This window comes from Parasedimentitalea denitrificans (assembly GCF_011813015.1).
Lineage (GTDB): Bacteria > Pseudomonadota > Alphaproteobacteria > Rhodobacterales > Rhodobacteraceae > Parasedimentitalea > Parasedimentitalea denitrificans.
On record NZ_QHLQ01000020.1, the window covers coordinates 31,123 to 50,827 of the forward strand.

23 protein-coding genes are annotated in these 19,705 nt (G+C 58.0%); 14 read left to right on the forward strand and 9 right to left on the reverse strand.

From position 1 onward, the window contains the following. Positions 1-14: 14 nt before the first annotated feature. Entirely contained in the window at positions 15-821 is an 807-nt protein-coding gene (locus DL239_RS16875) for a protein-disulfide reductase DsbD domain-containing protein (RefSeq protein WP_167685279.1), read from the reverse strand. A gap of 233 nt (positions 822-1,054) precedes the next feature. Here DL239_RS16875 and DL239_RS16880 point away from each other — a divergent pair, with 233 nt between their 5' ends. Next, a complete protein-coding gene (locus DL239_RS16880; protein WP_167685280.1) occupies positions 1,055-1,612 on the forward strand; it encodes a YqgE/AlgH family protein in 558 nt (185 codons plus the stop codon). On the opposite strand, the gene DL239_RS16885 is transcribed toward DL239_RS16880, so the two are convergent. Together DL239_RS16885 and DL239_RS16890 are read right to left on the reverse strand one after the other, a co-directional pair. After that, positions 1,603-1,836: a hypothetical protein gene (locus tag DL239_RS16885; RefSeq protein WP_167685281.1), complete on the reverse strand. Its 234-nt coding sequence runs from the start codon at positions 1,834-1,836 to the stop codon at positions 1,603-1,605. The two genes, DL239_RS16880 and DL239_RS16885, sit on opposite strands and share 10 nt — an antisense overlap. Positions 1,837-1,881: 45 nt before the next feature. Further along, a complete protein-coding gene (locus DL239_RS16890; RefSeq protein WP_167685282.1) occupies positions 1,882-2,832 on the reverse strand; it encodes an L-threonylcarbamoyladenylate synthase in 951 nt (316 codons plus the stop codon). Positions 2,833-2,960: 128 nt separating this feature from the next. Here DL239_RS16890 and DL239_RS16895 point away from each other — a divergent pair, with 128 nt between their 5' ends. The 7 genes from DL239_RS16895 (at position 2,961) to DL239_RS16925 (ending at position 9,768) form a co-directional block, all read left to right on the forward strand. Further along, the gene (locus DL239_RS16895) at positions 2,961-4,670 is read left to right on the forward strand and encodes an acyl-CoA dehydrogenase (RefSeq protein ID WP_167685283.1); all 1,710 of its coding nucleotides are present in this window, start codon (positions 2,961-2,963) and stop codon (positions 4,668-4,670) included. Further along, on the forward strand, positions 4,667-5,713 hold the full coding sequence (locus tag DL239_RS16900; protein ID WP_167685284.1) for an MBL fold metallo-hydrolase: 1,047 nt from the start codon (positions 4,667-4,669) through the stop codon (positions 5,711-5,713). Before DL239_RS16895 ends, DL239_RS16900 begins: the two co-directional genes overlap by 4 nt. Before the next feature lie 4 nt (positions 5,714-5,717). Further along, positions 5,718-6,170: a DUF6173 family protein gene (locus DL239_RS16905; protein WP_167685285.1), complete on the forward strand. Its 453-nt coding sequence runs from the start codon at positions 5,718-5,720 to the stop codon at positions 6,168-6,170. 331 nt (positions 6,171-6,501) lie between these two features. After that, entirely contained in the window at positions 6,502-8,346 is a 1,845-nt protein-coding gene (locus tag DL239_RS16910; RefSeq protein ID WP_167685286.1) for a glycerophosphodiester phosphodiesterase family protein, read from the forward strand. Beyond that, the gene (locus DL239_RS16915) at positions 8,333-8,905 is read left to right on the forward strand and encodes a hypothetical protein (protein ID WP_167685287.1); all 573 of its coding nucleotides are present in this window, start codon (positions 8,333-8,335) and stop codon (positions 8,903-8,905) included. The genes DL239_RS16910 and DL239_RS16915 overlap by 14 nt, the downstream gene beginning before the upstream one ends. 94 nt (positions 8,906-8,999) lie before the next feature. Continuing rightward, positions 9,000-9,134, forward strand: coding sequence for an aa3-type cytochrome c oxidase subunit IV (locus DL239_RS16920; protein ID WP_167685288.1), 135 nt, complete (start codon positions 9,000-9,002; stop codon positions 9,132-9,134). A 31-nt stretch (positions 9,135-9,165) separates the two neighbouring features. Continuing rightward, positions 9,166-9,768, forward strand: coding sequence for a hypothetical protein (locus DL239_RS16925; protein WP_240931906.1), 603 nt, complete (start codon positions 9,166-9,168; stop codon positions 9,766-9,768). A 50-nt stretch (positions 9,769-9,818) separates the two neighbouring features. On the opposite strand, the gene DL239_RS16930 is transcribed toward DL239_RS16925, so the two are convergent. From DL239_RS16930 to DL239_RS16940, 3 genes are all read right to left on the reverse strand, one after another. Further along, positions 9,819-10,097 (reverse strand): hypothetical protein, encoded by a 279-nt coding sequence (locus tag DL239_RS16930; RefSeq protein WP_167685290.1) that lies wholly within the window; start codon positions 10,095-10,097, stop codon positions 9,819-9,821. Between the two features lie 77 nt (positions 10,098-10,174). Beyond that, positions 10,175-10,507: an AzlD domain-containing protein gene (locus tag DL239_RS16935; RefSeq protein WP_167685291.1), complete on the reverse strand. Its 333-nt coding sequence runs from the start codon at positions 10,505-10,507 to the stop codon at positions 10,175-10,177. After that, positions 10,504-11,232 carry an AzlC family ABC transporter permease gene (locus DL239_RS16940; RefSeq protein ID WP_167685292.1) on the reverse strand — a complete coding sequence of 243 codons (729 nt, stop codon included), beginning with the start codon at positions 11,230-11,232 and terminating at the stop codon, positions 10,504-10,506. The genes DL239_RS16935 and DL239_RS16940 overlap by 4 nt, the downstream gene beginning before the upstream one ends. A 56-nt stretch (positions 11,233-11,288) precedes the next feature. Here DL239_RS16940 and DL239_RS16945 point away from each other — a divergent pair, with 56 nt between their 5' ends. The 4 genes from DL239_RS16945 to DL239_RS16960 all read left to right on the forward strand — a co-directional run bounded on the left by DL239_RS16945 (position 11,289) and on the right by DL239_RS16960 (position 14,684). Then, positions 11,289-12,170: a formate dehydrogenase accessory sulfurtransferase FdhD gene (locus DL239_RS16945; protein WP_240931917.1), complete on the forward strand. Its 882-nt coding sequence runs from the start codon at positions 11,289-11,291 to the stop codon at positions 12,168-12,170. Positions 12,171-12,307: 137 nt separating this feature from the next. Beyond that, a complete protein-coding gene (mobA, locus tag DL239_RS16950) occupies positions 12,308-12,928 on the forward strand; it encodes a molybdenum cofactor guanylyltransferase MobA (RefSeq protein ID WP_167685294.1) in 621 nt (206 codons plus the stop codon). Next, on the forward strand, positions 12,925-13,434 hold the full coding sequence (mobB, locus tag DL239_RS16955) for a molybdopterin-guanine dinucleotide biosynthesis protein B (RefSeq protein WP_167685295.1): 510 nt from the start codon (positions 12,925-12,927) through the stop codon (positions 13,432-13,434). Before mobA ends, mobB begins: the two co-directional genes overlap by 4 nt. Then, a complete protein-coding gene (locus DL239_RS16960) occupies positions 13,431-14,684 on the forward strand; it encodes a molybdenum cofactor synthesis domain-containing protein (protein ID WP_167685296.1) in 1,254 nt (417 codons plus the stop codon). The genes mobB and DL239_RS16960 overlap by 4 nt, the downstream gene beginning before the upstream one ends. 296 nt (positions 14,685-14,980) lie before the next feature. On the opposite strand, the gene DL239_RS16965 is transcribed toward DL239_RS16960, so the two are convergent. The 3 genes from DL239_RS16965 to DL239_RS16975 form a co-directional block, all read right to left on the reverse strand. Next, complete coding sequence (locus DL239_RS16965) at positions 14,981-16,000, reverse strand: hypothetical protein (RefSeq protein ID WP_167685297.1); 1,020 nt, start codon at positions 15,998-16,000, stop codon at positions 14,981-14,983. A gap of 28 nt (positions 16,001-16,028) precedes the next feature. Continuing rightward, positions 16,029-16,499, reverse strand: coding sequence for a transcription elongation factor GreA (greA, locus tag DL239_RS16970; RefSeq protein ID WP_167685298.1), 471 nt, complete (start codon positions 16,497-16,499; stop codon positions 16,029-16,031). A gap of 199 nt (positions 16,500-16,698) precedes the next feature. Beyond that, positions 16,699-17,085, reverse strand: a complete 387-nt coding sequence (locus tag DL239_RS16975) for a VOC family protein (protein ID WP_167685299.1) — start codon at positions 17,083-17,085, stop codon at positions 16,699-16,701. A gap of 107 nt (positions 17,086-17,192) precedes the next feature. Between DL239_RS16975 and soxR the strand changes: the two genes are divergently transcribed. Together soxR and DL239_RS16985 are read left to right on the forward strand one after the other, a co-directional pair. Then, positions 17,193-17,663: a redox-sensitive transcriptional activator SoxR gene (soxR, locus tag DL239_RS16980; protein WP_167685330.1), complete on the forward strand. Its 471-nt coding sequence runs from the start codon at positions 17,193-17,195 to the stop codon at positions 17,661-17,663. A gap of 153 nt (positions 17,664-17,816) precedes the next feature. Further along, positions 17,817-19,466, forward strand: coding sequence for an electron transfer flavoprotein-ubiquinone oxidoreductase (locus DL239_RS16985; protein WP_167685300.1), 1,650 nt, complete (start codon positions 17,817-17,819; stop codon positions 19,464-19,466). Positions 19,467-19,705 lie beyond the last annotated feature (239 nt).

Genomic DNA, 19,705 nt, shown 5'->3' on the forward strand with positions numbered 1-19,705 from the left:
GATGGGGCCTTTTATTATCCAGCGGTGCAGCCGCGAATGTCCACCGCGTGGCGACTGCCTAGTACGGTGATCCGTAGTTTAGAGCGCTCCAGTGCGAAACCATCGTTGCTGGCGGGCAGGAACTCGGTAGTAGCGACCAGCATATTGCCGCGCCGCTCGGTTTCAGTCGCTCCGCCAACGGCCAGCGGTGTCCCGGATTCAATTACCGCCACCTCGGTTCCTCCCGCCGTGGGCATCGAGATATGAGCCTCGACCTGCATACCGTATTTGGTTGGCGACAGTTTACACTTGGCTGACCTGACCCCGGCCTCTTTGGCGGAATAGGGGCGGTTGGCCATGGCGGCGGCGATTGACGGGTTTCGGCCTGATTGCAAATCTAGTTGGTGATCAAACGACACTTCGGCTGGTACGCAGATGTCTTTGCATATTCCCAACTGCATCTCACCGGCCAGAGTCACCGGGGCATCGGCGCTGTTAGGAGTGATTTCAATCGGCAGCACCAATTGACCATGATAGCCGATGGTTTGGAAACCAGAGGTCATGGTGACCTCGGGGGTGGGCCAGATGATTGCCAAGGCTGCGACATTGCGGGATCCGCGCCAGTCAAAACTGGGAGGAATGCCAGCATCGCCGGGGCTGCGCCAATAGGTCTTCCAACCATCCTGCAAGGTCAACCGCAAAGCACCCATATAGGTGCCGCGTGTTGTTGCACCGCCGTCCAGTACCTCTATCTCTACCAATGGGGCAGTGTCACTGGCCGCCAAGGTGGGAGTGACAAGGGCAACAAGCCCGGCGGTTAGAATGTTGAGTGCCTGTTTCATGGCTCAATAGATGCGCTGTTGGTTTCAAAAAGCCAAGTCACGTTGTGGTTAGCTGGCGTCAAAAATTGCTTTGACATCAACCGCTCGGGCTTCCCGCCCTTGCGCAGGGCGTCTGGCCGCGTCATGGTTGAGATAGGACCAGCGCCATCCGATTCACACAAAGTGACATCGGGGCTATGCGGATCAATCACCGTAGAGGCCTATACCACGTTGGAGCAGAGAGGGGACGGCTTATGGATCTCACCGGCAAACTTCTGATCGCCATGCCAGGCATGGGAGACGAGCGGTTTGAGCACACGGTGGTCTTTCTGTGTTCGCATACCGAAGACGGTGCGATGGGGTTGATTGTCAACAAGACTGCCCCCGAAGTGCAATTGAGCGATCTTCTGCGTCAGTTGGACATTGCGCCGGACCCGGCTGCGCGAGGAAAGATTCCGGTTCGTTTTGGTGGTCCAGTCGAGACCCAGCGTGGATTTGTGCTGCATACTCCGGATTATGAGGCCAGCCTGAACTCGCTGCATGTGACCGAAGAGTTTTCAATGACGGCGACGCTGGATATTCTGGAAGACATCGCGGTTGGCAATGGCCCTAATCGGGTCTTGATGATGCTAGGTTATGCAGGTTGGGGAGCAGGGCAGTTGGAGAATGAGATTGGTCTGAACGGTTGGCTAACCGTCGAGGCGAGCTCTGCGCTGGTGTTTGACACTGATGATGACCAGAAGTGGGGTGCAGCTTTGCAATCCATTGGCGTGGATCCGCTGGGATTGTCGAGCGAAGCTGGTCACGCGTGAGAGACTAGTGAATGCCCGGTGAACTCCCGTCCAGCGCCGATCTCCTGACGGAGATCATTGCCGGTTGGGCGTGGCACTGGGCCTGCGGCCCAGTGTGATAGATCTGCTGTGACGTGCTTTAGGTGCAGTTCTGCCCCTAAAGGCACCTGTTCGAGGGTATTGCAGACCTGTACCGCATCAACGAGCTGCGCCCGCGCCCAGGCGCGGTGGCCTGCGGCCATCATTGACCCGGCACCGGTCTACCTAAGAGTCGATATCAGGTCAGAGGATTAGTCCCGGGGGGCAGCGGCGCGTTGCAGGCGGTCATTGATGGCCTGGCCTAGCCCGTGCATTGGGATTGGGGCCACGGCGATGGGCTTGTTTAGGGCGTCGAGCTGGTGAAAATGTCCAAAGAGATTGGCTGCAGCTTCGGCCAAGCCCCCATTTTCGGACAAGTTCAGATCGCAGGGCATTGCGCCAAACCCCAGCAATAGTTCTCCGGGTTCAGCTTGGGTGGCGTTCAACCGGACACGTTCGTTAGGGGCATAATGGGACAGCAGTTGGCCGGGTGCTGTCAGTGGGTCCTGGGTGTCGCGCTGTTGCAGCGGGTGCCCCAGAACAGCTTCGATGTCCTCGGCAGCAAGACCACCGGGGCGCAGTAACATGGGGCGGGATCCGGCCAGACCGATAATGGTGGATTCCAGTCCAACACCGCAGGCTCCGTCATCGACAATTGCGGCCAAACGCCCATCCAATCCGGCCTGAACATGGGCGGCGGTTGTTGGGCTGATCCGCCCTGACGGATTAGCCGAAGGCGCGGCCACTGGGCCATCAACCAGCGCCAGCAAGCGTCGTGCGGTGGGGTGGGCTGGCACACGGATGGCCAATGTCTTCAACCCAGCGGTGACCAGTGGCGAAATGCCGTGTCCATCGCGCAGGGGAAGCACCAGTGTTAGTGGCCCAGGCCAAAAGGCATCTGCCAGTTGCTGTGCCTGATCTGTCCACTGAACATACCGTTGTGCCGTTTCAACCGAGGGTAAATGCGCGATCAGCGGGTTGAAAGTCGGGCGGCCCTTGGCCTCAAATATCCCGGCGACGGCTTGGCCTTGGCGGGCGTCGCCGCCCAGCCCGTAAACGGTTTCTGTGGGGAAGGCGACCAGCTTGCCTGCCCGCAGGATTGCGGCGGCCTGAACCAGGTCGTGCTCTTCAGCCCCCAGTATTTTGGTATGTTCTTTGTTCATATAGGTGACGCCGCGTTTTGGTTTGCTTGAGCGGCTTGCCCCGCTAGGTTCTCGTCCAAGCTTTGACAGATACCGGCTGCGCAGAGGGAAGCCAAGCCCGCGCTGCAGTGACATAGAAAGACATTGCCATGAGTTTTCGCGCGCCCGTTCCCGAGTATGAATTTCTATTGAAGCACATTGTCGACTACGGGCAGGTCGCCGCGACTGACAGGTTTGCCGAGGCATCAAGTGATGTGACAAGCGCGATCCTGACCGAGGCTGGCAAGCTGTGCGACGAGGTGATGGCGCCGTTACAGCGGGTTGGTGATCTACAACCGACAGCGCTAGAGAACGGTGTCGTGCGAAGCTCTCCCGGTTTTGCCGAGGGATGGAAAGCCATCGCCGAAGGCGGCTGGATCGGCATGAGCGCCCCCGAAGAGCAGGGCGGCATGGCGTTGCCGATGACGCTGACCACCTGTGTGAACGAGATGATGAGCGGTGCTTGTCTGTCATTGCAGCTGGCCCCGTTGATGTCTCAGGGGCAAATCGAAGCGTTGGATCATCATGCCAGTGATGCGCTGAAAGATCTGTACATGCCCAAGCTGATATCCGGTGAATGGGCGGGCACCATGAACCTGACCGAACCGCAGGCCGGGTCGGATGTTGGGGCGCTGTCGTCAAAGGCGGAACCAAACGGTGATGGCACCTATGCGGTGAGCGGGCAGAAGATCTTCATCAGCTGGGGCGACAATGATTTCTGCAGTAATATCTGCCATCTGGTGCTGGCACGGCTGCCGGATGGTGTGCCGGGAACCAAAGGGATCTCGCTGTTTCTGGTGCCCAAGTTTCTGCCGGACGAAAACGGTGATGCCGGTGTGGCCAATGATCTGAAGGTGGTTAGCCTTGAGCATAAGATGGGCCTGCATGGCTCGCCGACCTGTGTGATGCAATACGATGGCGCCACCGGTTGGTTGGTCGGCAATGAACATGGCGGTATGGCTGCGATGTTCACCATGATGAACAATGCACGTCTGGGTGTTGGCGGTCAGGGTGTTGGTGCAGGCGAGGGTGCCTATCAGCACGCGCTGGAATATGCGCTAGAACGCAAACAGGGCCGCAGCGAAAGCGGTACCATTGTCGACCACGCCGATGTGCGCCGGATGCTGATGACAATGAAGGCGGATTTGTTCGCGGCCCGCGCGATCATGCTGTCCTGTGCGGTGGCGATCGATATGCAAGCTGCCACGGGTGATGCGACCTGGGCGGCCCGTGCGGCGTTTTTGACCCCGATTGCCAAGACATTTGGCACTGACACGGGGATTGCGGTGGCAGATACGGGCGTGCAGGTGCACGGCGGCATGGGCTTTATCGAAGAAACCGGGGCAGCGCAGTTCTTTCGCGATGTGCGGGTAACCGCGATCTATGAAGGGACCAATGGCATTCAGGCGATGGATCTGGTGGCGCGTAAGATGATGGATGGTGGCGAAATGGCCAACCGCTTGATGGATGAGATCGAGGAACAGGCAGAATGCGCCCGCTCCACCCATCCCAATATGGCCGAAAGCGTCTGGCAGGCTTGCGAGTCCCTTCGTGAAGCGACCGAATGGTTGGTGGCACAGGGCAATATGAACGACCGCTTCGCCGGTGCCGTTCCATATCTGCGTGCCTTTGCCCGCGTGTTGGGTGGGCATTTCCACCTGAGCGCGGCAATGGCTGATCTGGGTGGCCCACGTGAAAAACTGGCGCGGTTCTATATTACGCGACTATTACCGGAACATGCTGGGCTGCTTGCCCATGCTCAGACCGGTGCCGATGGTGCCTATGTACTCACCCTAGAAGAATTGGCAGGCCAATCATGACCAGCGTTCCCGAAGTTTCCATGCGACACCCGTGGGAGGAACCTCCCGCACCGGGCGAGGCTATCGAAGTGGCAGACGGCGTGTTGTGGATGCGCTTGCCGCTGCCAATGAAACTGGACCACGTGAACGTCTACGCGCTGGATGACGGTGACAGCTGGACAGTGATCGACACCGGGTTCTCTTCAAAGAAAACGCGCGCCATATGGGAGCAACTGATGGCTGGCCCGCTGGCAGGTAAGCCGGTCAAACGGGTGGTCGTGACCCATCATCACCCCGATCACATCGGCAACGCTGGTTGGTTCCAGTCCGAACACGGGGCAGAACTGGTGACCACACGCACCTCCTGGCTGTTTGCCCGCATGCTGACACTGGACGTGCAAGAGGTCTGGCCTCAGGAAACGCTAGACTACTATCGCAGTGCCGGCATGGATCCTGCGATCTACGACAAACGGGTTGCCGACCGGCCCTTCAATTTCGCCGATGTGGTTTATCCGATGCCGCTTGGTTTCACTCGCATTCAGCAGGGCGATGTGTTCCGCATGGGTGGGCGCGACTGGGATGTGCACATGGGCAACGGCCACGCGCCAGAACACGCAACTTTCTGGAGTCGCGATGACAATCTGGTGATCACTGGCGATCAGATCCTGTCGTCGATCAGCCCCAATATCGGCGTTTACGCTACCGAACCCATGGCCGATCCTCTGGCGGATTGGCTAGAGGCCTGCGAGCGCCTGTCGCTTTTGGCGCAGCCGGATCATATCGCGCTAGGCGGTCACAAGCTGCCCTTTACCCGCCTGCCGCTCCGGATGCGGCAGTTGATTGATAACCACCACGGTGCGCTCGAACGGCTGTTGGATTTCCTCGATCAGCCCAAAACCGCCGCCGAATGCTTCTCGGTTCTGTTCAAACGCAATATCGGCGAAGGCGAATACGGCCTTGCCTTGGTCGAGGCTGTGGCGCATGTAAACCACCTATATTGTATTGGAAAACTAGACCGCAGCCGCCGCGACGATGGCGCTTGGCTGTACCAGCGCAAGGGGTAGGCACATGGGCGACGAAATTATGACATCCGCAGAGGCGGTCGAAGCAGCTGTGCTGCCCAGCCTGCACGAGGTCCACGCCGACCCCGAGGCGAAGGCAGGGTTGAACACAGTGCCAGCGGCGCTGAACACTCCGGTTGAAAAGAAAAGCCAGGCGCGCTGGGCCTATGAGCGTCTGATCCTCTATATCCAGAATTTCGAACAGCAGCTGGACGGCGAGCACGAGGTCGCCATGGGCTTTGTCGGCGGCGAGGCCGGGGTGCTGCGGATCGAAGGCATGGGGTATTTTGATCCCGATATCATCACCTTCTACGGCACCGATGGCGCAGGCGGGAAAACTCAGCTGGTGCAGCATGTCAGCCAGTTGAACGTGATGTTGCGGGCGCTGCCGAAACCCCAACAGGACAAACCCGCCAACCGGATCGGGTTTAAACTGGCCTCAGACCTCGAAGAGACCTGATTGCCCACCCCTGCATTGTGGCGGGTCAACGATGGCCGACAGGCCACCGCGCCTCTGGCGCGGGCATCGCTCGTTGAGGCGTCTCAAAGCAGACCATACTTGATTTGGCGACCTTAGGGGCAGACCTGCTCCTAAGGCGCTTCTCAGCAAAGTTACTACGCTGATCCGCAGGATCAGCGCCGGGCCCAACGGGGCAAGTGCCTCCGGCAGGAGGCCGAGACCGGGCGGGAGCCCTTGGTTTCGTAAATGACCAAAGTTCCAAACTCAGTTCTGCTCTTGCGATCCGGCGCGTGCCGTCGTTCTATCGGTGTCATTGATCAGGAGTGTTGTTTTGAAGTTTGTATTGGATGTTCTCCAGGCCTATCGCGGTGCCAAACACCGCTGGCGTTTGTTTCTGTCGGTGCATGTGTCGCTTCGATTGCTGGCTTTTGCGCTTATTGCGCCGCTGCTGGGGGTGCTGGTCAATCTCGCGGTGTCGTTCTCCAGCCAGCCTGCGCTAACCGATCAGGATATTGCACTGTTCATCCTGTCGCCTATCGGGTTTGTGCTGTCCCTTGTGGTCCTCAGTATCGTGCTGGTGGCAGAGGTAACCGGCTTTGCGGTTATGGCCGCTTCGCTTCGGTATGAGCAGTCAAATCGCTGGCAAACCGCTCGTGTTGCTCTGCTGGCCGTGGTTCAAAAGCTCTATACACTGGCGGTTTTCATTGGCCTGCTGCTGCTGCGCATTCTGCTGCTGGCGGCCCCGTTTGTCGCCGTCTCTTGGCTGATTGCATGGGGGCTGCTGACTGAATATGACATCAATTACTACCTGACATACCACCCGCCTGCTTTCAAACTGGCCGTGGCCCTGATCGGTGTGGTCGGGTTGGCGCTGGCATTGGTTCTTTTGCAACGCCTGTCAGCTTGGGCACTGGCCCTGCATCTGGTGTTGTTCGAGGATCAGTCACCGCAAGGTAGCTTTGGTCTCAGTGCCGAGCGGATGAAGGGGCACCATCTTAAACTACAGCTTGAATTGGTGGTATGGCTTGCCCTGCGCACCGCGTTGGCGGCTGGTTTGGCCTTTGTCGCCGGGATAGTCATCGCCTGGATGCCGGTTGGGGCTGATGCCAACATGCTCCGTGTTTTGTTGCTGTCACTCTTGGTGTTGCTGCTCTGGGTGATCGGCGATGCGGTGCTGTCGGCCATCGCACTTGGCGCATTGGCACTGATCCTTGATCGGCACTTTGGCGGCGCGCATCCGCCCCTGCCGGACTATCTGCAAAAGCAGCCACGACTACGGATAGGCCTGTACGGTGCTGCGGGTGTAGCCATTGTGCTGGCTGGGTTTTCCATGTGGTTGGGGCAGTCTCTGTTTGATGCAGCCAAGGCCGAGGATAACGTCGAAATCATCGCCCACCGCGGTGCGGCCGGAAGCAAGCCGGAAAACACAACGGCCGCAATTGAAGAGGCCATTGTGCAGGGCGCCGACTGGGTCGAGATCGATGTACAAGAAAGCGCAGACGGTCGCATTGTGGTGATGCATGACGCAGATTTGATGAAACTGGCCAAGGTGAACCTGCAAATCCACGCCGCCCCGTTAGATCAGCTGCAGCAGGTGGATATCGGCAGCTGGTATGATCCGGCCTATGGTGATCAACGCATTCCATTACTCAGCGATGTGTTGGCGCAGGTCAGTGGTCGCGCCAAGCTGCTGATCGAGTTCAAACACTATGGCTTTGATGTAGATCTGGAAGGCCGCACAGTAGAACTGGTCGAGGCGGCGGATATGGTGGATGACATCGCACTTATGTCGCTGAAATACGAATCGGTGCAAAAGGCAAAATCCCTGCGCCCGGATTGGCGCGCGGGTATTCTTGCAGCCACAAAAGTGGGCAATCTGGCGGGATTGGACGGGGATTTTGCCGCCGTACGCGCTGAAATTGCCACTCCTTCGCTCCTCTCGTCGGTCCATGCTGCGGGCAAAGAGCTGTATGTCTGGACCGTCAACGATCCGTTGCAAATGTCCAAGATGATCTCGATGGGTGTGGATGGGCTGATCACGGACGAGCCGGGACTGGCGCGCGATGTGCTGCGGGTGCGGGCCGAGCTGAACACTCCGGAACGCATGGTATTGTGGCTGGTAGAAGAGCTGGGGCTTGATCTTAACCCCAAGGAGTACCGAGATGTCAGCCCATAATTACATACATGTGTTCGCTGCCATTGGGACACTCGCCGCTCTCTGGTCCGGTTCAGCTTTGGCTCAGAATTGGGATCAATTGGGGCGTGGGCTAGAATTAAAGGCGCATCAGGCGCTGATGAAGCAGGTGAAAAAAGTCTCGTCTCCACAGCCCTTTACCACTGATGGCTGTAGCGGTGGCATGTCCAGCGCCTGGCAGGGCGTCGCTGCCTACTGGCCACAGTTTGCGCGTGATCATCAGCAACAGCCACCGTTTGAATCCTGCTGTATCAGCCATGATCGCACCTATCATGATGCCGGTTCGGCGTTGACTGCAACAGACAGCTACGAGGCACGGCTGTCTGCGGACCGCACCTTGCAGTCCTGCGTGATTGAGACAGGTCAGGCGCGCCGGGATGATCTGGCAGAGCGATACGGGGTCAGCACATCGCAGGTCACCGAGGCCTATCAGCTGCTGGCAGGCAGCATGTATTACTCTGTGCGTTTTGGCGGAGGGCCATGCAGCGGGCTTAGCTGGCGCTGGGGTTATGGCTATGATCAGTGCTGGAGCGGAAATTAACGCCGTTTCTGCCTGCCTGCGCTGCAATGACGTGGTGACAGGCTTTTTCATTTGCGATATCCAAGGCGAAATGTACGCGAATAGGATACTACCCATGGCTGATCACAAGCACGGAACTATGGACACAACGGTTCAGGAAAACACTTACTCTGGCTTCATGACCTTCGTGACCCGCTTTTGCATTGCGATGGTCTTTCTGGCCGTTTTCCTGGCGGTTTTCGCAACCTGATCCGAGGTTTCCCTTGCGAGTTTTTTCAACATTGGCGGCATCGCTTTTGGCGGTGTCTGTTTTGGGCGGTTGTGCCAATCAGCCACAGCCCAATGCAACTGACGCAACGCTGTCGACTGTCTCGTATCGCGAGCCGGGTCCCAGCACCCTGACGTTGTATACGATGGTCAATAATCGCAGCGGGCAGGGTGGTCACACCTCGCTGATGATCAACGCGTCCGAGCGTGTGATATTCGATCCAGCCGGATCGTTCTATGCTGATGTCGTGCCAGAGCGCGACGACGTTCTGTATGGTATTACACCGGCCGTCGAAAAAGCCTACCGCAGCAGCCACGCCCGCAGCACGTTCCATGTTGTTGTGCAAACAGTGGAAGTGACAGCCGAGCAGGCCGAAGCTGCCTATCAGCTGGCCAAGGCGAGCGGCCGGGTTCCGGGTGCTTACTGTGCCAAATCCACGTCAGCCTTGTTGGCCAGCATTCCGGGCTTCGAGCAGGTGAAGCAGACGTTCTACCCGGTAAAACTGTCTGATAGTTTTGGGGCGTTTCCTGGTGTTGTGACCAACAAGTACTTTGAGGATGACAGCGAAGACCTGCAAGAAGGTCTAGCCAGAAACAACGCTGCGCTGAACGGCTAGGGCGGTAATGGATAAACGACTGGCGGCCAATATGATGACCGCCGTTGTGTTTAGTTGTTGATACGCGGGTTGCCCGCGCGCCTGTCCTGACGCCGATCAGATCTACGGATTGTTCCAGTTGCGCAGGTCGGCCCCACGGCGCAGGGCTCAACAGTCGTTGTGCCACTCTGCTCAGGCGTAGTCTCTGTCGTTACCACAGTGGTGGTCTCGGTGCCGTCTGGCGCGGTGGTTGTGGTGGTTTCTGTCACTGTCTCGACCAGCAGCGCATTCGCGGGCAGGGCGACGACAAATGCGATCATCAACGCGGTCCGTTTCACGCTATCATTCATAGCTCTCTTCCTTCGCTGAATTATTACTTAACAAATGTAGTAATTCAGGTTTGGTCTGCCAACCCCGCGACCTCAATTTATCCGAATAAGAACAGCAACCCGGCAAGAGCTGCCCCGCCGCAGGCCATCGCCACCAGAACATTCTTGCTGAAATACCCAGCTGCCAAAGTGACCAAAGCGGCCAATAGATGCGGCAGGCTTGTCACGCCATCGGTTGGGGTGGGCCATGCCACCAGCGGGGTGACCAGTGCTGGGATGATCGCCACGGCAGTGTATCGCAGGTGGCGCATCAGCCAAGTGGGCATGGTGCGGTTGGCCATCAAGCCGATAAAGGCAAAACGCAGCCCAAAGCTGCCAATGGCCAGGCCGATGATGACAGTCCATAGAATGGTTTGGTCAATCGTGCTCATTGTACGGCCTCCGTGGCCAGTTTGCGCCGCTCCAGCCACAGCTCGACCTGCGCGCCGACCATCATCCCGACCAGTCCCGCCACGATCAGTCCCAGATTATAGGGTAGCACCACTGCAAACAGAGCGGTGACAATGGCCGCAAAGCAGGCCGCCAGATGTGCGGCTGTACGCAGCATCGGGCCAATCATCGCCAGAAACGCTAGCGGCAGCACAAAATCCAACCCCCAGCTGGCCGGGATCTGCGACCCCACCATCACGCCCGTGACCGTGGCGATCATCCAGACCGGTGCCACCAGCCCATTGGTGCCAAAGAAATAGGCCATCCGCTGTGGCACCGTCATCTTGGGCTCAGACTCAAATTGCACAATGGACAGGGCATAGGCCTGATCCACCGTCAGATAGGCCGCCAGTGCACGCTGCCACAGCGGCGCCGACCCCAGATAGGGTGTCAGCGAGGCCGAATACATCGCCACCCGTAGGTTCACCGCAAGGGCCGAGATCAGCACAATGAACACCGGCGCGTTTTCTTGCATCAGCTGCAGGGCGGTAAATTGCGCCGACCCGGCAAAAACCGCCATCGAAAAGGCAAAGGCTTCGGGGACAATTAGTCCCGCTTCGGCGGCAAGAACCCCGAACAGCAACCCAAAAGGACCCGACACCAGAATAAAGGGGGCGCTATCGCGAAAGCCCTTCCAGAAAGCCGATTTGGTGGTGGTGAATGGCATGGCAAGATCCTAGATTGGCTTTGACGAGACCTAAGGCGGAACCGGGAGAATTTCAATTGGCCAGCAGTGTTGACCTAAAAGAATATTTGATCGCACCTGATCCTTCCAACGCCCGGCTGACCCGCGCAGTCACTGGTATGGATCACAATGGTGAGGCCAGTCAGATCGCTGTGGTCGAGGAACGCCCGCTGACCATCTATCTGAACAGCCAGGAAATTGTTACGGCGATGACCATAGGGGATTACCCCGAATACCTGGCGTTAGGGTTCTTGCGCAACCAGGGCATGCTGCGCGACGACGACGTGATCACCGGGGTGGACTATGACGACGATCTTGAGGTGGTGGTGGTCCGCACCGAGGTTGAAACCTCTCACGAAGAGAAGCTGAAGAAAAAGACCCGCACCTCGGGCTGTGCGGTAGGCACGGTGTTCGGCGACATGATGGAGGGGCTGGAGGGAGTGAAGCTGCCAGCTACCCCGGTCAAGACATCGTGGCTCTACGCTCTGGCAAACAAGATCAACCGCACGCCGTCCTTGTACCTTGAGGCCGGGGCTATCCACGGCTCGGTTCTGTGCCAACAGGATCGCCCTCTGGTCTATATGGAGGACGTGGGCCGCCACAACGCGGTGGACAAAATCGCCGGCTGGATGGTGTCGGAAAAAGCCCCGGCAGCGGACAAAATCATGTACACTACCGGGCGGCTGACCTCCGAGATGGTGATCAAAACCGCAATGATGGGCATCCCTGTGCTGGCATCGCGTTCAGGGTTTACCGCCTGGGGAGTCGAGATTGCGCGCGAAGTGGGCCTGACCCTGATCGGTCGCATGCGCGGACAGCGGTTTGTGTGCCTGTCCGGTGATGAGCGGCTGGAACGGGATGTAGACCCGTCGACCGTGGCGGTCGAGGACAAAAAGCACCGAAGGAAGAGCGCGGGATGAGTAGTATTCATCCCGGCGATGCCGGACAAAGGATAAGAAGGAGCTGCCTTGATGAGTGAATTGATGTCAGTCAAAGCAGTTGTTTCAGAGACTGATTATGAACCATCGACATATTTGAACCTTACAAAGGCTACATAATGACCAAGCCCCTCGGCATAATCCTCGCTGGTGGCCTCGCCACCAGAATGGGCGGTGGTGACAAGAGCCTGCTGGAACTTGGTGGCCAGTCCTTGATGTCCCTCGTAATCGACCGGCTCGCACCTCAGGTTTCCGACATAGCTCTAAATGCCAACGGCGACCCAACCCGCTTTGCCGATTTTGGCTTGCCAGTTTTGCCCGACAGTATCCAAGGCTACGCCGGACCTCTGGCCGGGGTGCTGGCAGGGCTGGACTATGCTGCCGAACAGGGCGCCGACCACATCGTCACCGCCGCCGCCGACACGCCGTTTTTCCCGCAGGACTTGGTCGAGGTGCTGCAACTCGCGGCCAAGATGGACGACACCAACATCGCCCTTGCTGCCACGCCTGATCCCGACCGCGGAACGCTGCGCCAGCCGACCTTTGGCCTCTGGCCGGTTGCCCTGCGTGACGACCTGCGCGCGGCGCTGAACGACGGGGTGCGCAAGGTGGTCCAATGGACCAGCCGCCACAACGCCGCCGTCGCCATGTTCCCCAACTGGGACTATGACCCCTTTTTCAACATCAACCGCCCCGAAGACCTGCAAAAGGCCGAGGCTATGCTGGCAGAACACTCATGAAGATTTACGGCGTCACAGGATGGAAAAACTGCGGCAAGACCGGGCTGATGGAGCGGTTGGTTGCAGATTTTACCGCACGTGGACTGACGGTTTCCACCATCAAACACGCACATCACTCAACGGACGTTGACCAACCCGGCACCGACAGCCACCGCCACCGGCAGGCAGGCGCGGCCGAGGTGATCCTGGCCTCGCGGCAACGGGTGGCAATCATGCAGGAACTACGCGGTGCGGATGAGCCGCCGTTAGGCGACCTTCTGGCGCGGCTGTCTCCGGTCGATCTGGTGCTTGTTGAAGGTTACAAGCGCGAGGCCCACCCTAAGATCGAGGCGCATCGCCAGGCTGCTGGCCAACCACTGATCGCCCGCGATGATCCCTCCATCCGCGCCGTGGCCAGTGACACTCCGCTGGATCTGGACCGCACAGTGTTCGACCTGAACGATACCCGCGCGATTGCAGACTTCATCCTGTCGGAATTGGAGCTCACGAACGAGGCCCCGGCATGATTAAACCACCCCCCCTCCGCAACGACTGCTTTGCCCTGCCAGCGGGCACACATTGGACTCCGGTAGTTGAGGCCTTGGCAACTCTGCGTGAGCGCCTTGGCCCGGTCACCTCATCCGAGGTGTTGCCATTGGAACAGACCTTGGGCCGAGTATTGGCTGAGGATGTCATCGCTCTGCGTTCAAACCCGCCACTGCCTAATACGGCTGTCGACGGCTATGGTTTTGCTGGTCCGATACCCGAAGGTCCACAGATCCTGCCACTGATCGAAGGCCGGGCTGCCGCCGGCATCCCTTTTGACGGTGTTGTGCCAGAAGGGATGGCCATCCGCGTGCTAACTGGCGCCCCGCTGCCGCAGGGGGTGGATACCGTGATCTTGGAAGAAGACGTCAATTGTGACGGTGACCAGATCGCCTTTCACGGCCCGCTGAAAAAAGGCGCCAATGCGCGCCGAGCAGGCGAAGATGTCTCAGTCTCGGATGTGATTTTTGCACGGGGCAGGGTTGTGACACCTGCGGACTTGGCCTTGGCCGCTGCAACTGGCCTGTCCGAATTGCCCGTGCGCCAACAGCTGCGGGTAGGGGTGCTCTCCACTGGTGACGAACTGGTCGAGGTCGGTGAAACGGCGGGCAAAGGCCAGATCTATGACGCCAACCGCCCAATGCTGCTCGGCTTGCTGGAACAGATGGGATTTGCCGCCGTCGATCTAGGCCGCGTCAAGGATGACCGCGATGCACTAGAGGCGCGGCTGAACAACGCCGCAGAACAGGTCGATGTGATCCTGACCAGCGGCGGTGCCTCAGCGGGTGATGAAGACCACGTTTCGGCTCTGTTGACTGAAAAAGGCGCGATCCAGCACTGGAGGATTGCCCTGAAGCCCGGCCGCCCGCTGGCTCTGGGTATGTGGCAGAATACGCCGATCTTTGGATTGCCCGGCAACCCGGTGGCGGCTTTGGTCTGCACGCTGATTTTTGCCCGTCCGGCACTGGGTCAGATGGCCGGGGCTGAATGGACGGTCCCACAGGGATTTGACGTGCCAGCAGGGTTCAGCAAGCGCAAGAAACCCGGCCGCCGTGAATACCTGCGCGCCCGCATCCGAAACGGCCGGGTGGAGACCTTTGCCTCAGAAGGCTCTGGCCGGATCAGTGGTCTGAGCTGGGCAGAAGGACTGGTAGAACTGGGCGATAGGGCGGCCGAGATACAGCATGGCGATCTGGTCCGATACATCCCTTACGGCAGCTTCAACTTGTAAACCAAATCTCCCGCCCGTCATTGGGCCTTGCGGCCCGCTTCCCGTTGGGCCCGGCGCCGCGCTGCGCGCGGCGGGACGTACCGCCGCTGAGCGTGGATCGTCGATAATGCATGTGTCAGCCCAAGACATGGCGCAGGCTTCATGGCCTCTTGCGCAAAGACTGGCTTTTGCGAAACCTTATCTTCTTTTTGTCAAAAATACTTCCGCCGGAGGCCGCCGCGCATAGCGCGGCGCCAGGCCCAACGGTCACCACGCATCTTTGATGCGGCAGTGGTCGGCGGGAGATCTTGTGGCGATTAATCGAAGGTGCCAGCCACGCGTCCCAACAGCATAAATGCGCGTGCAGTTCGGGTTTCACTCAGCGCAGAGACCTCGCTGTCAGAGGCTTCGCTTTCGAATTCAGAGAACATTTGATCAAACCGGCGCAGGAAATGGTGCGCGGCGTCGCGAAAGATCGGGTCTTGCTTCATGCGGGCGGCGGTCAGTGCCAGCGAGGTTCGGTCGCGTACCCCACCCAGAGCAGCCACAGGGCGGCCGCGTGCGCCCAAGGCAAATTGCCGCCAGATTTCAGGGCGCGCCATGTCTGGCCGCAGGTCGTCCATGTAGATGCCGTCCTGGCTTAGCAGGGTCAGAACGTCCTGTGCCGCTTGGATGATCTGCGCTGCCTTGCGATCCTGCAACGCCTGACGCAGGGCAGCAAAGCCTTCCTCATCTTCGCTGGTTTCCGGGAAATTCAGCGCCCGGATAAAGTCGGTCATCGCTAAGGTTGGGGCGATGTCCTCAGCGGTGGTTCCCAGCGCCAGCAGCCCCTGATCCTCGGCGGGTTCTTCAACCACTGGTGCCGGAATCGCCGCACGAGGTGTTTCGCGCCGCGTGGAGTGGAACGTCGCCAAAGTGGTCTCGGTCTTACGTGTAGCCTCGGCGATTTCATCCAGCTTTTTACTTACTGATGGCTCGCTGCCCGCCGTTGCCAGCTGTTGTTGCATGACATAGGCGGTGCGCAACCCATCAATCGCGGCATGCAGGCGCTGGCTCTCTTCGCGCATCTCCTTGCTTGATCGTATCGTTGTCGCCGCCACCCAAACCATGATCACTGGCAGCAGGACCACCAGAATCGCCATCAGTTGATGCAACCCGGCAAGATCTGCCGCCTGATCATCACCCGACAGCCCGAACCAACCAGCCCCCAGAACCCACAAAACACTGATCACCAGTGCCGAGATCTCGACGTGAGTGATCGCGACTGGCCGCGGCTGGTCATACAGTCCCGCCGGTGGGCTGCGCTTGCTGTCTTGGTCTACTTGAGGTCCGGTCATTGGTGAGGCTCAGAAACAATAAATGGGGTCAGGAATAGACGATTTTCAATACTTCATATGAACGCTGTCCACCGGGGGTGCGAACCTCGACACTGTCGCCTTCGTCTTTGCCAATTAGCGCACGGGCGATGGGGGATTTGATATTCAGCATACCGCGTTCTACGTCCGCTTCATATTCGCCGACGATTTGCCATGTCTTCTCTTCGTCAGTGTCTTCATCCACCAGCGTGACCTTGGCGCCGAACTTGATGGTGCCGGACAGTTTCGCCGGGTTGATCACATCGGCAAAGCTCAGCACGCCTTCCAGTTCTTTGACGCGACCTTCGATGAACGAGTGCTTTTCGCGGGCAGAGTGGTACTCGGCGTTTTCAGACAGATCACCATGTTCACGGGCTTCGGCGATGGCCTGAATGATGGCCGGGCGTTCAACGGTTTTCAGTTGCTTCAATTCAACTTCGATGGCGGTGAAACCCGCGGGGGTCATCGGAATTTTATCCATGTGACTTGGTCCAGATATCTAAAACAGTGCGTGTCGATTTAAAAACCGGCGCCCCGATGCAATTTGCAACGAGGCGCCAAGTTTGGTTGACAATTATCTGACCTAAACCTGCCCCAAAATGCAAGGGGCAGGGGCTATCTGTTCGCTGTCATTTCTCCTTATGACGGGAGTTTAGCGTAAAACTGCTTATCAGGCGCACTTAGGCGGCCTCATATTGCACAAGTTCGAACTCAATGCGGTCGTTGTCATGGAAATAGAACCGTCGGCCGGGTTCGTAATCGCCGTGGTTCATGGGGGTGAAACCGGCGTCCTTTACTGCCTGTTCTGATGCGTCCAGGTCATCGACAATCAGGGCAATGTGGTTAAGCCCGCCAACGGTTGTGTAGCTAGACCCCTTGGCGTCTGCCGGATCTGCGGGGCGGTACAGCGCAAGGTAGCTGTCGTCACTTCCCACGTGCACAGTGTAGCCGCCACTGATCGCGGCGCCTGACCAGCGGACGTGCCAGCCAAAGATTTCGCACATCCATGCGGCAGTGGCATCAGGGTCGGATACGGTGAAATTAGAATGTTCAAGAATTGCAGGCATGAAACTGGCTCCGGTTAGATGTTGTTTTGACTTGAGTCGGCTCACCGTAATTTCTAAACCTAACTTGAGGTCAAGGTATTTCTTGACCTAAATTTGTTGAGGAGCAGCTGATGGCATCCAGCGGAATTTCAATTGGCTATCTTGCGGATCGAACAGGCTTGGCTGTTTCGGCGATTCGTTACTATGAGGCGCAGGGGCTGGTAGAGCCTTGGCGTAACGATGGTGGGCAGCGGCGATTTCACCGGGCAGACATCCGGCGCCTTAGCTTTATCATGATTGCCCAACAGATTGGGTTTTCCCTGCCTGAGATTCGCGGCTTTCTAAAGGCTTTGCCGGGCGGGCGAACCCCTACGCCCGCTGATTGGGCCAAGATTTCCGAAGGCTTTCGCAAGCATTTGGATCAGCGCATCGAAACGCTGGTGCAAATGCGTGACAAACTAGACGGGTGTATCGGTTGCGGCTGTCTGTCGCTACCAAACTGTGCATTATACAACCCGCACGATCGTGCAGCGCAAAAAGGTCAAGGTCCCCGGTATCTTATGGGGGACCGTGCCGAGACGGAAAACGACTCTGAGTGACGGTTTTGGGCAAACTTTTCCCCAAAAAACTCTGTTCTACAGGGGCCTAACGTAGAGTTTGGATTGACCTCGCCATCTAGGGATGGCTTATCAGTCGCGAAACAATGTTGCGCCCAGCGGGGCCGGTAGCGAAATATAGCCAAGGAGCGCCAGATGGCCGAGTTTGAACGCGAAGCGATGGAATATGACGTAGTGATCGTTGGAGCGGGTCCGGCTGGTCTGTCTGCTGCGATCCGCCTGAAGCAGCTGGATGCCGATCTTGATGTTGTTGTTCTGGAAAAAGGCTCGGAGGTTGGTGCCCACATCCTATCCGGCGCGGTGCTGGATCCCTGCGGTCTGGATGCGCTGATCCCGGATTGGAAAGAAAAAGGCGCTCCAATCAAGACCGAGGTCAAGGAAGACAACTTCTACATGCTGGGCGAGGCCGGTCAGATCCGTATCCCCAACTTTCCGATGCCGCCGCTGATGAACAACCACGGCAACTATATTGTGTCGATGGGTAACGTCTGTCGCTGGATGGCAGAACAAGCCGAAGAGCTGGGCGTCGAGATCTTCCCCGGAATGGCCTGCTCCGAGCTGATTTTTGGTGACAATGACGAAGTCAAAGGCGTTGTTGCCGGTGAATTTGGCAAGAACCCTGATAGCACACCGGGCCCCAGTTACGAACCCGGTATGGAGCTGCACGGCAAATATGTCTTCCTGGGTGAAGGTGTGCGCGGGTCTCTGTCCAAAGAGGTGATTGCTAAATACGACCTGCAAATGGGTCACGAGCCGCAGAAATTCGGCATCGGTATGAAAGAGATTTGGGAAATTGATCCTGCCAAACACAAAGAAGGCTCGGTCACACATACCATGGGCTGGCCTCTGGGCAGCAACGCTGGCGGCGGGTCGTTTATTTATCACCTGGAAAACAATCAGGTCTACGTCGGCTTTGTGGTGCACTTGAACTACCGCAACCCGAATGTGTTCCCCTACATGGAATTCCAGCGCTTCAAGCATCACCCTATGGTGGCTGAACTGCTGGAAGGCGGCAAACGTGTTGCCTATGGCGCACGGGCTATTACCGAAGGCGGGTATCAGTCGATGCCCAAGATGGTCGCTCCGGGTGTGGCACTGCTGGGCTGTTCGGTTGGCATGGTCAACGTGCCGCGCATCAAGGGCAACCACAATGCCATGTTCTCGGGCAAAGCCGCGGCCGAGGCAGCCTTTGCTGCAATCAAAGCGGATCGCTCCGGTGATGAGCTGACCTCCTACGAGATTGAGGTCCGTCAGGGTGTGATCGGCAAAGACCTGAAGAAGGTTCGCAACGTCAAACCGCTCTGGTCGAAATATGGCCTGACCGCATCGCTGATGCTGGGTGGCATGGACATGTGGACCAACACTCTGCTTGGTTTCTCGTTCTTTGGTACCGTCAGCCACGGCAAGAACGACGCCTTGGCAACCGAAGAAGCCAGCAAGCATAAGATGATCGATTACCCCAAGCCGGACGGAAAGCTGTCATTTGACCGCCTGACCAACGTCAGCTTTGCGATGACCAACCACGAAGAAAGCCAGCCCTGCCACCTGCAACTGGCGGATTCTGATCTGCCGCTGAGCGTGAATTTGCCCAAGTTCAACGAACCCGCACAGCGCTATTGCCCGGCTGGAGTGTACGAAATCGTCGAAAAGGACGGAAAACCTGAGTTTGTGGTTAACTTCCAAAACTGCGTTCACTGCAAGACCTGTGACATCAAAGATCCCAGCCAGAATATCACTTGGGTCACGCCTCAGGGGGGCGACGGACCCAACTATCCAAATATGTAGGTTTTAAACCAACTTGTGCCGATCTCGTCTAACGAGGTCGGCACTTTCTTTTGTTGATCTGGTCAGTCCGGCGGCTCATCGTTGCCGCCGGTACTCTGCCCCAAATTCGGGCTGCTTGTTTTCTGTCAGAAATCGCAAATAACCGTGTATTGCGCCTCTGCATTGATCGTCGCCATTGCGTCGGCTTCGCTGAACGCCTAGCTTGTTAAAAACACGTATAGCGAGGCAATCGATCCGGT

Bases quoted from the DNA above. Each gene is read 5' to 3' on its own strand.
- DL239_RS16915 (WP_167685287.1), top strand. From the start codon at position 8,333: ATGTCAGCCCATAATTACATACATGTGTTCGCTGCCATTGGGACACTC.
- DL239_RS16935 (WP_167685291.1), bottom strand. From the start codon at position 10,507: ATGAGCACGATTGACCAAACCATTCTATGGACTGTCATCATCGGCCTG.
- DL239_RS16880 (WP_167685280.1), top strand. From the start codon at position 1,055: ATGGATCTCACCGGCAAACTTCTGATCGCCATGCCAGGCATGGGAGAC.
- DL239_RS16940 (WP_167685292.1), bottom strand. From the start codon at position 11,232: ATGCCATTCACCACCACCAAATCGGCTTTCTGGAAGGGCTTTCGCGAT.
- DL239_RS16875 (WP_167685279.1), bottom strand. From the start codon at position 821: ATGAAACAGGCACTCAACATTCTAACCGCCGGGCTTGTTGCCCTTGTC.
- mobA (WP_167685294.1), top strand. From the start codon at position 12,308: ATGACCAAGCCCCTCGGCATAATCCTCGCTGGTGGCCTCGCCACCAGA.
- DL239_RS16885 (WP_167685281.1), bottom strand. From the start codon at position 1,836: ATGATGGCCGCAGGCCACCGCGCCTGGGCGCGGGCGCAGCTCGTTGAT.
- DL239_RS16965 (WP_167685297.1), bottom strand. From the start codon at position 16,000: ATGACCGGACCTCAAGTAGACCAAGACAGCAAGCGCAGCCCACCGGCG.
- DL239_RS16985 (WP_167685300.1), top strand. From the start codon at position 17,817: ATGGCCGAGTTTGAACGCGAAGCGATGGAATATGACGTAGTGATCGTT.
- DL239_RS16975 (WP_167685299.1), bottom strand. From the start codon at position 17,085: ATGCCTGCAATTCTTGAACATTCTAATTTCACCGTATCCGACCCTGAT.
- DL239_RS16900 (WP_167685284.1), top strand. From the start codon at position 4,667: ATGACCAGCGTTCCCGAAGTTTCCATGCGACACCCGTGGGAGGAACCT.
- greA (WP_167685298.1), bottom strand. From the start codon at position 16,499: ATGGATAAAATTCCGATGACCCCCGCGGGTTTCACCGCCATCGAAGTT.
- DL239_RS16890 (WP_167685282.1), bottom strand. From the start codon at position 2,832: ATGAACAAAGAACATACCAAAATACTGGGGGCTGAAGAGCACGACCTG.
- mobB (WP_167685295.1), top strand. From the start codon at position 12,925: ATGAAGATTTACGGCGTCACAGGATGGAAAAACTGCGGCAAGACCGGG.
- DL239_RS16930 (WP_167685290.1), bottom strand. From the start codon at position 10,097: ATGAATGATAGCGTGAAACGGACCGCGTTGATGATCGCATTTGTCGTC.
- DL239_RS16920 (WP_167685288.1), top strand. From the start codon at position 9,000: ATGGCTGATCACAAGCACGGAACTATGGACACAACGGTTCAGGAAAAC.
- DL239_RS16895 (WP_167685283.1), top strand. From the start codon at position 2,961: ATGAGTTTTCGCGCGCCCGTTCCCGAGTATGAATTTCTATTGAAGCAC.
- DL239_RS16960 (WP_167685296.1), top strand. From the start codon at position 13,431: ATGATTAAACCACCCCCCCTCCGCAACGACTGCTTTGCCCTGCCAGCG.
- DL239_RS16905 (WP_167685285.1), top strand. From the start codon at position 5,718: ATGGGCGACGAAATTATGACATCCGCAGAGGCGGTCGAAGCAGCTGTG.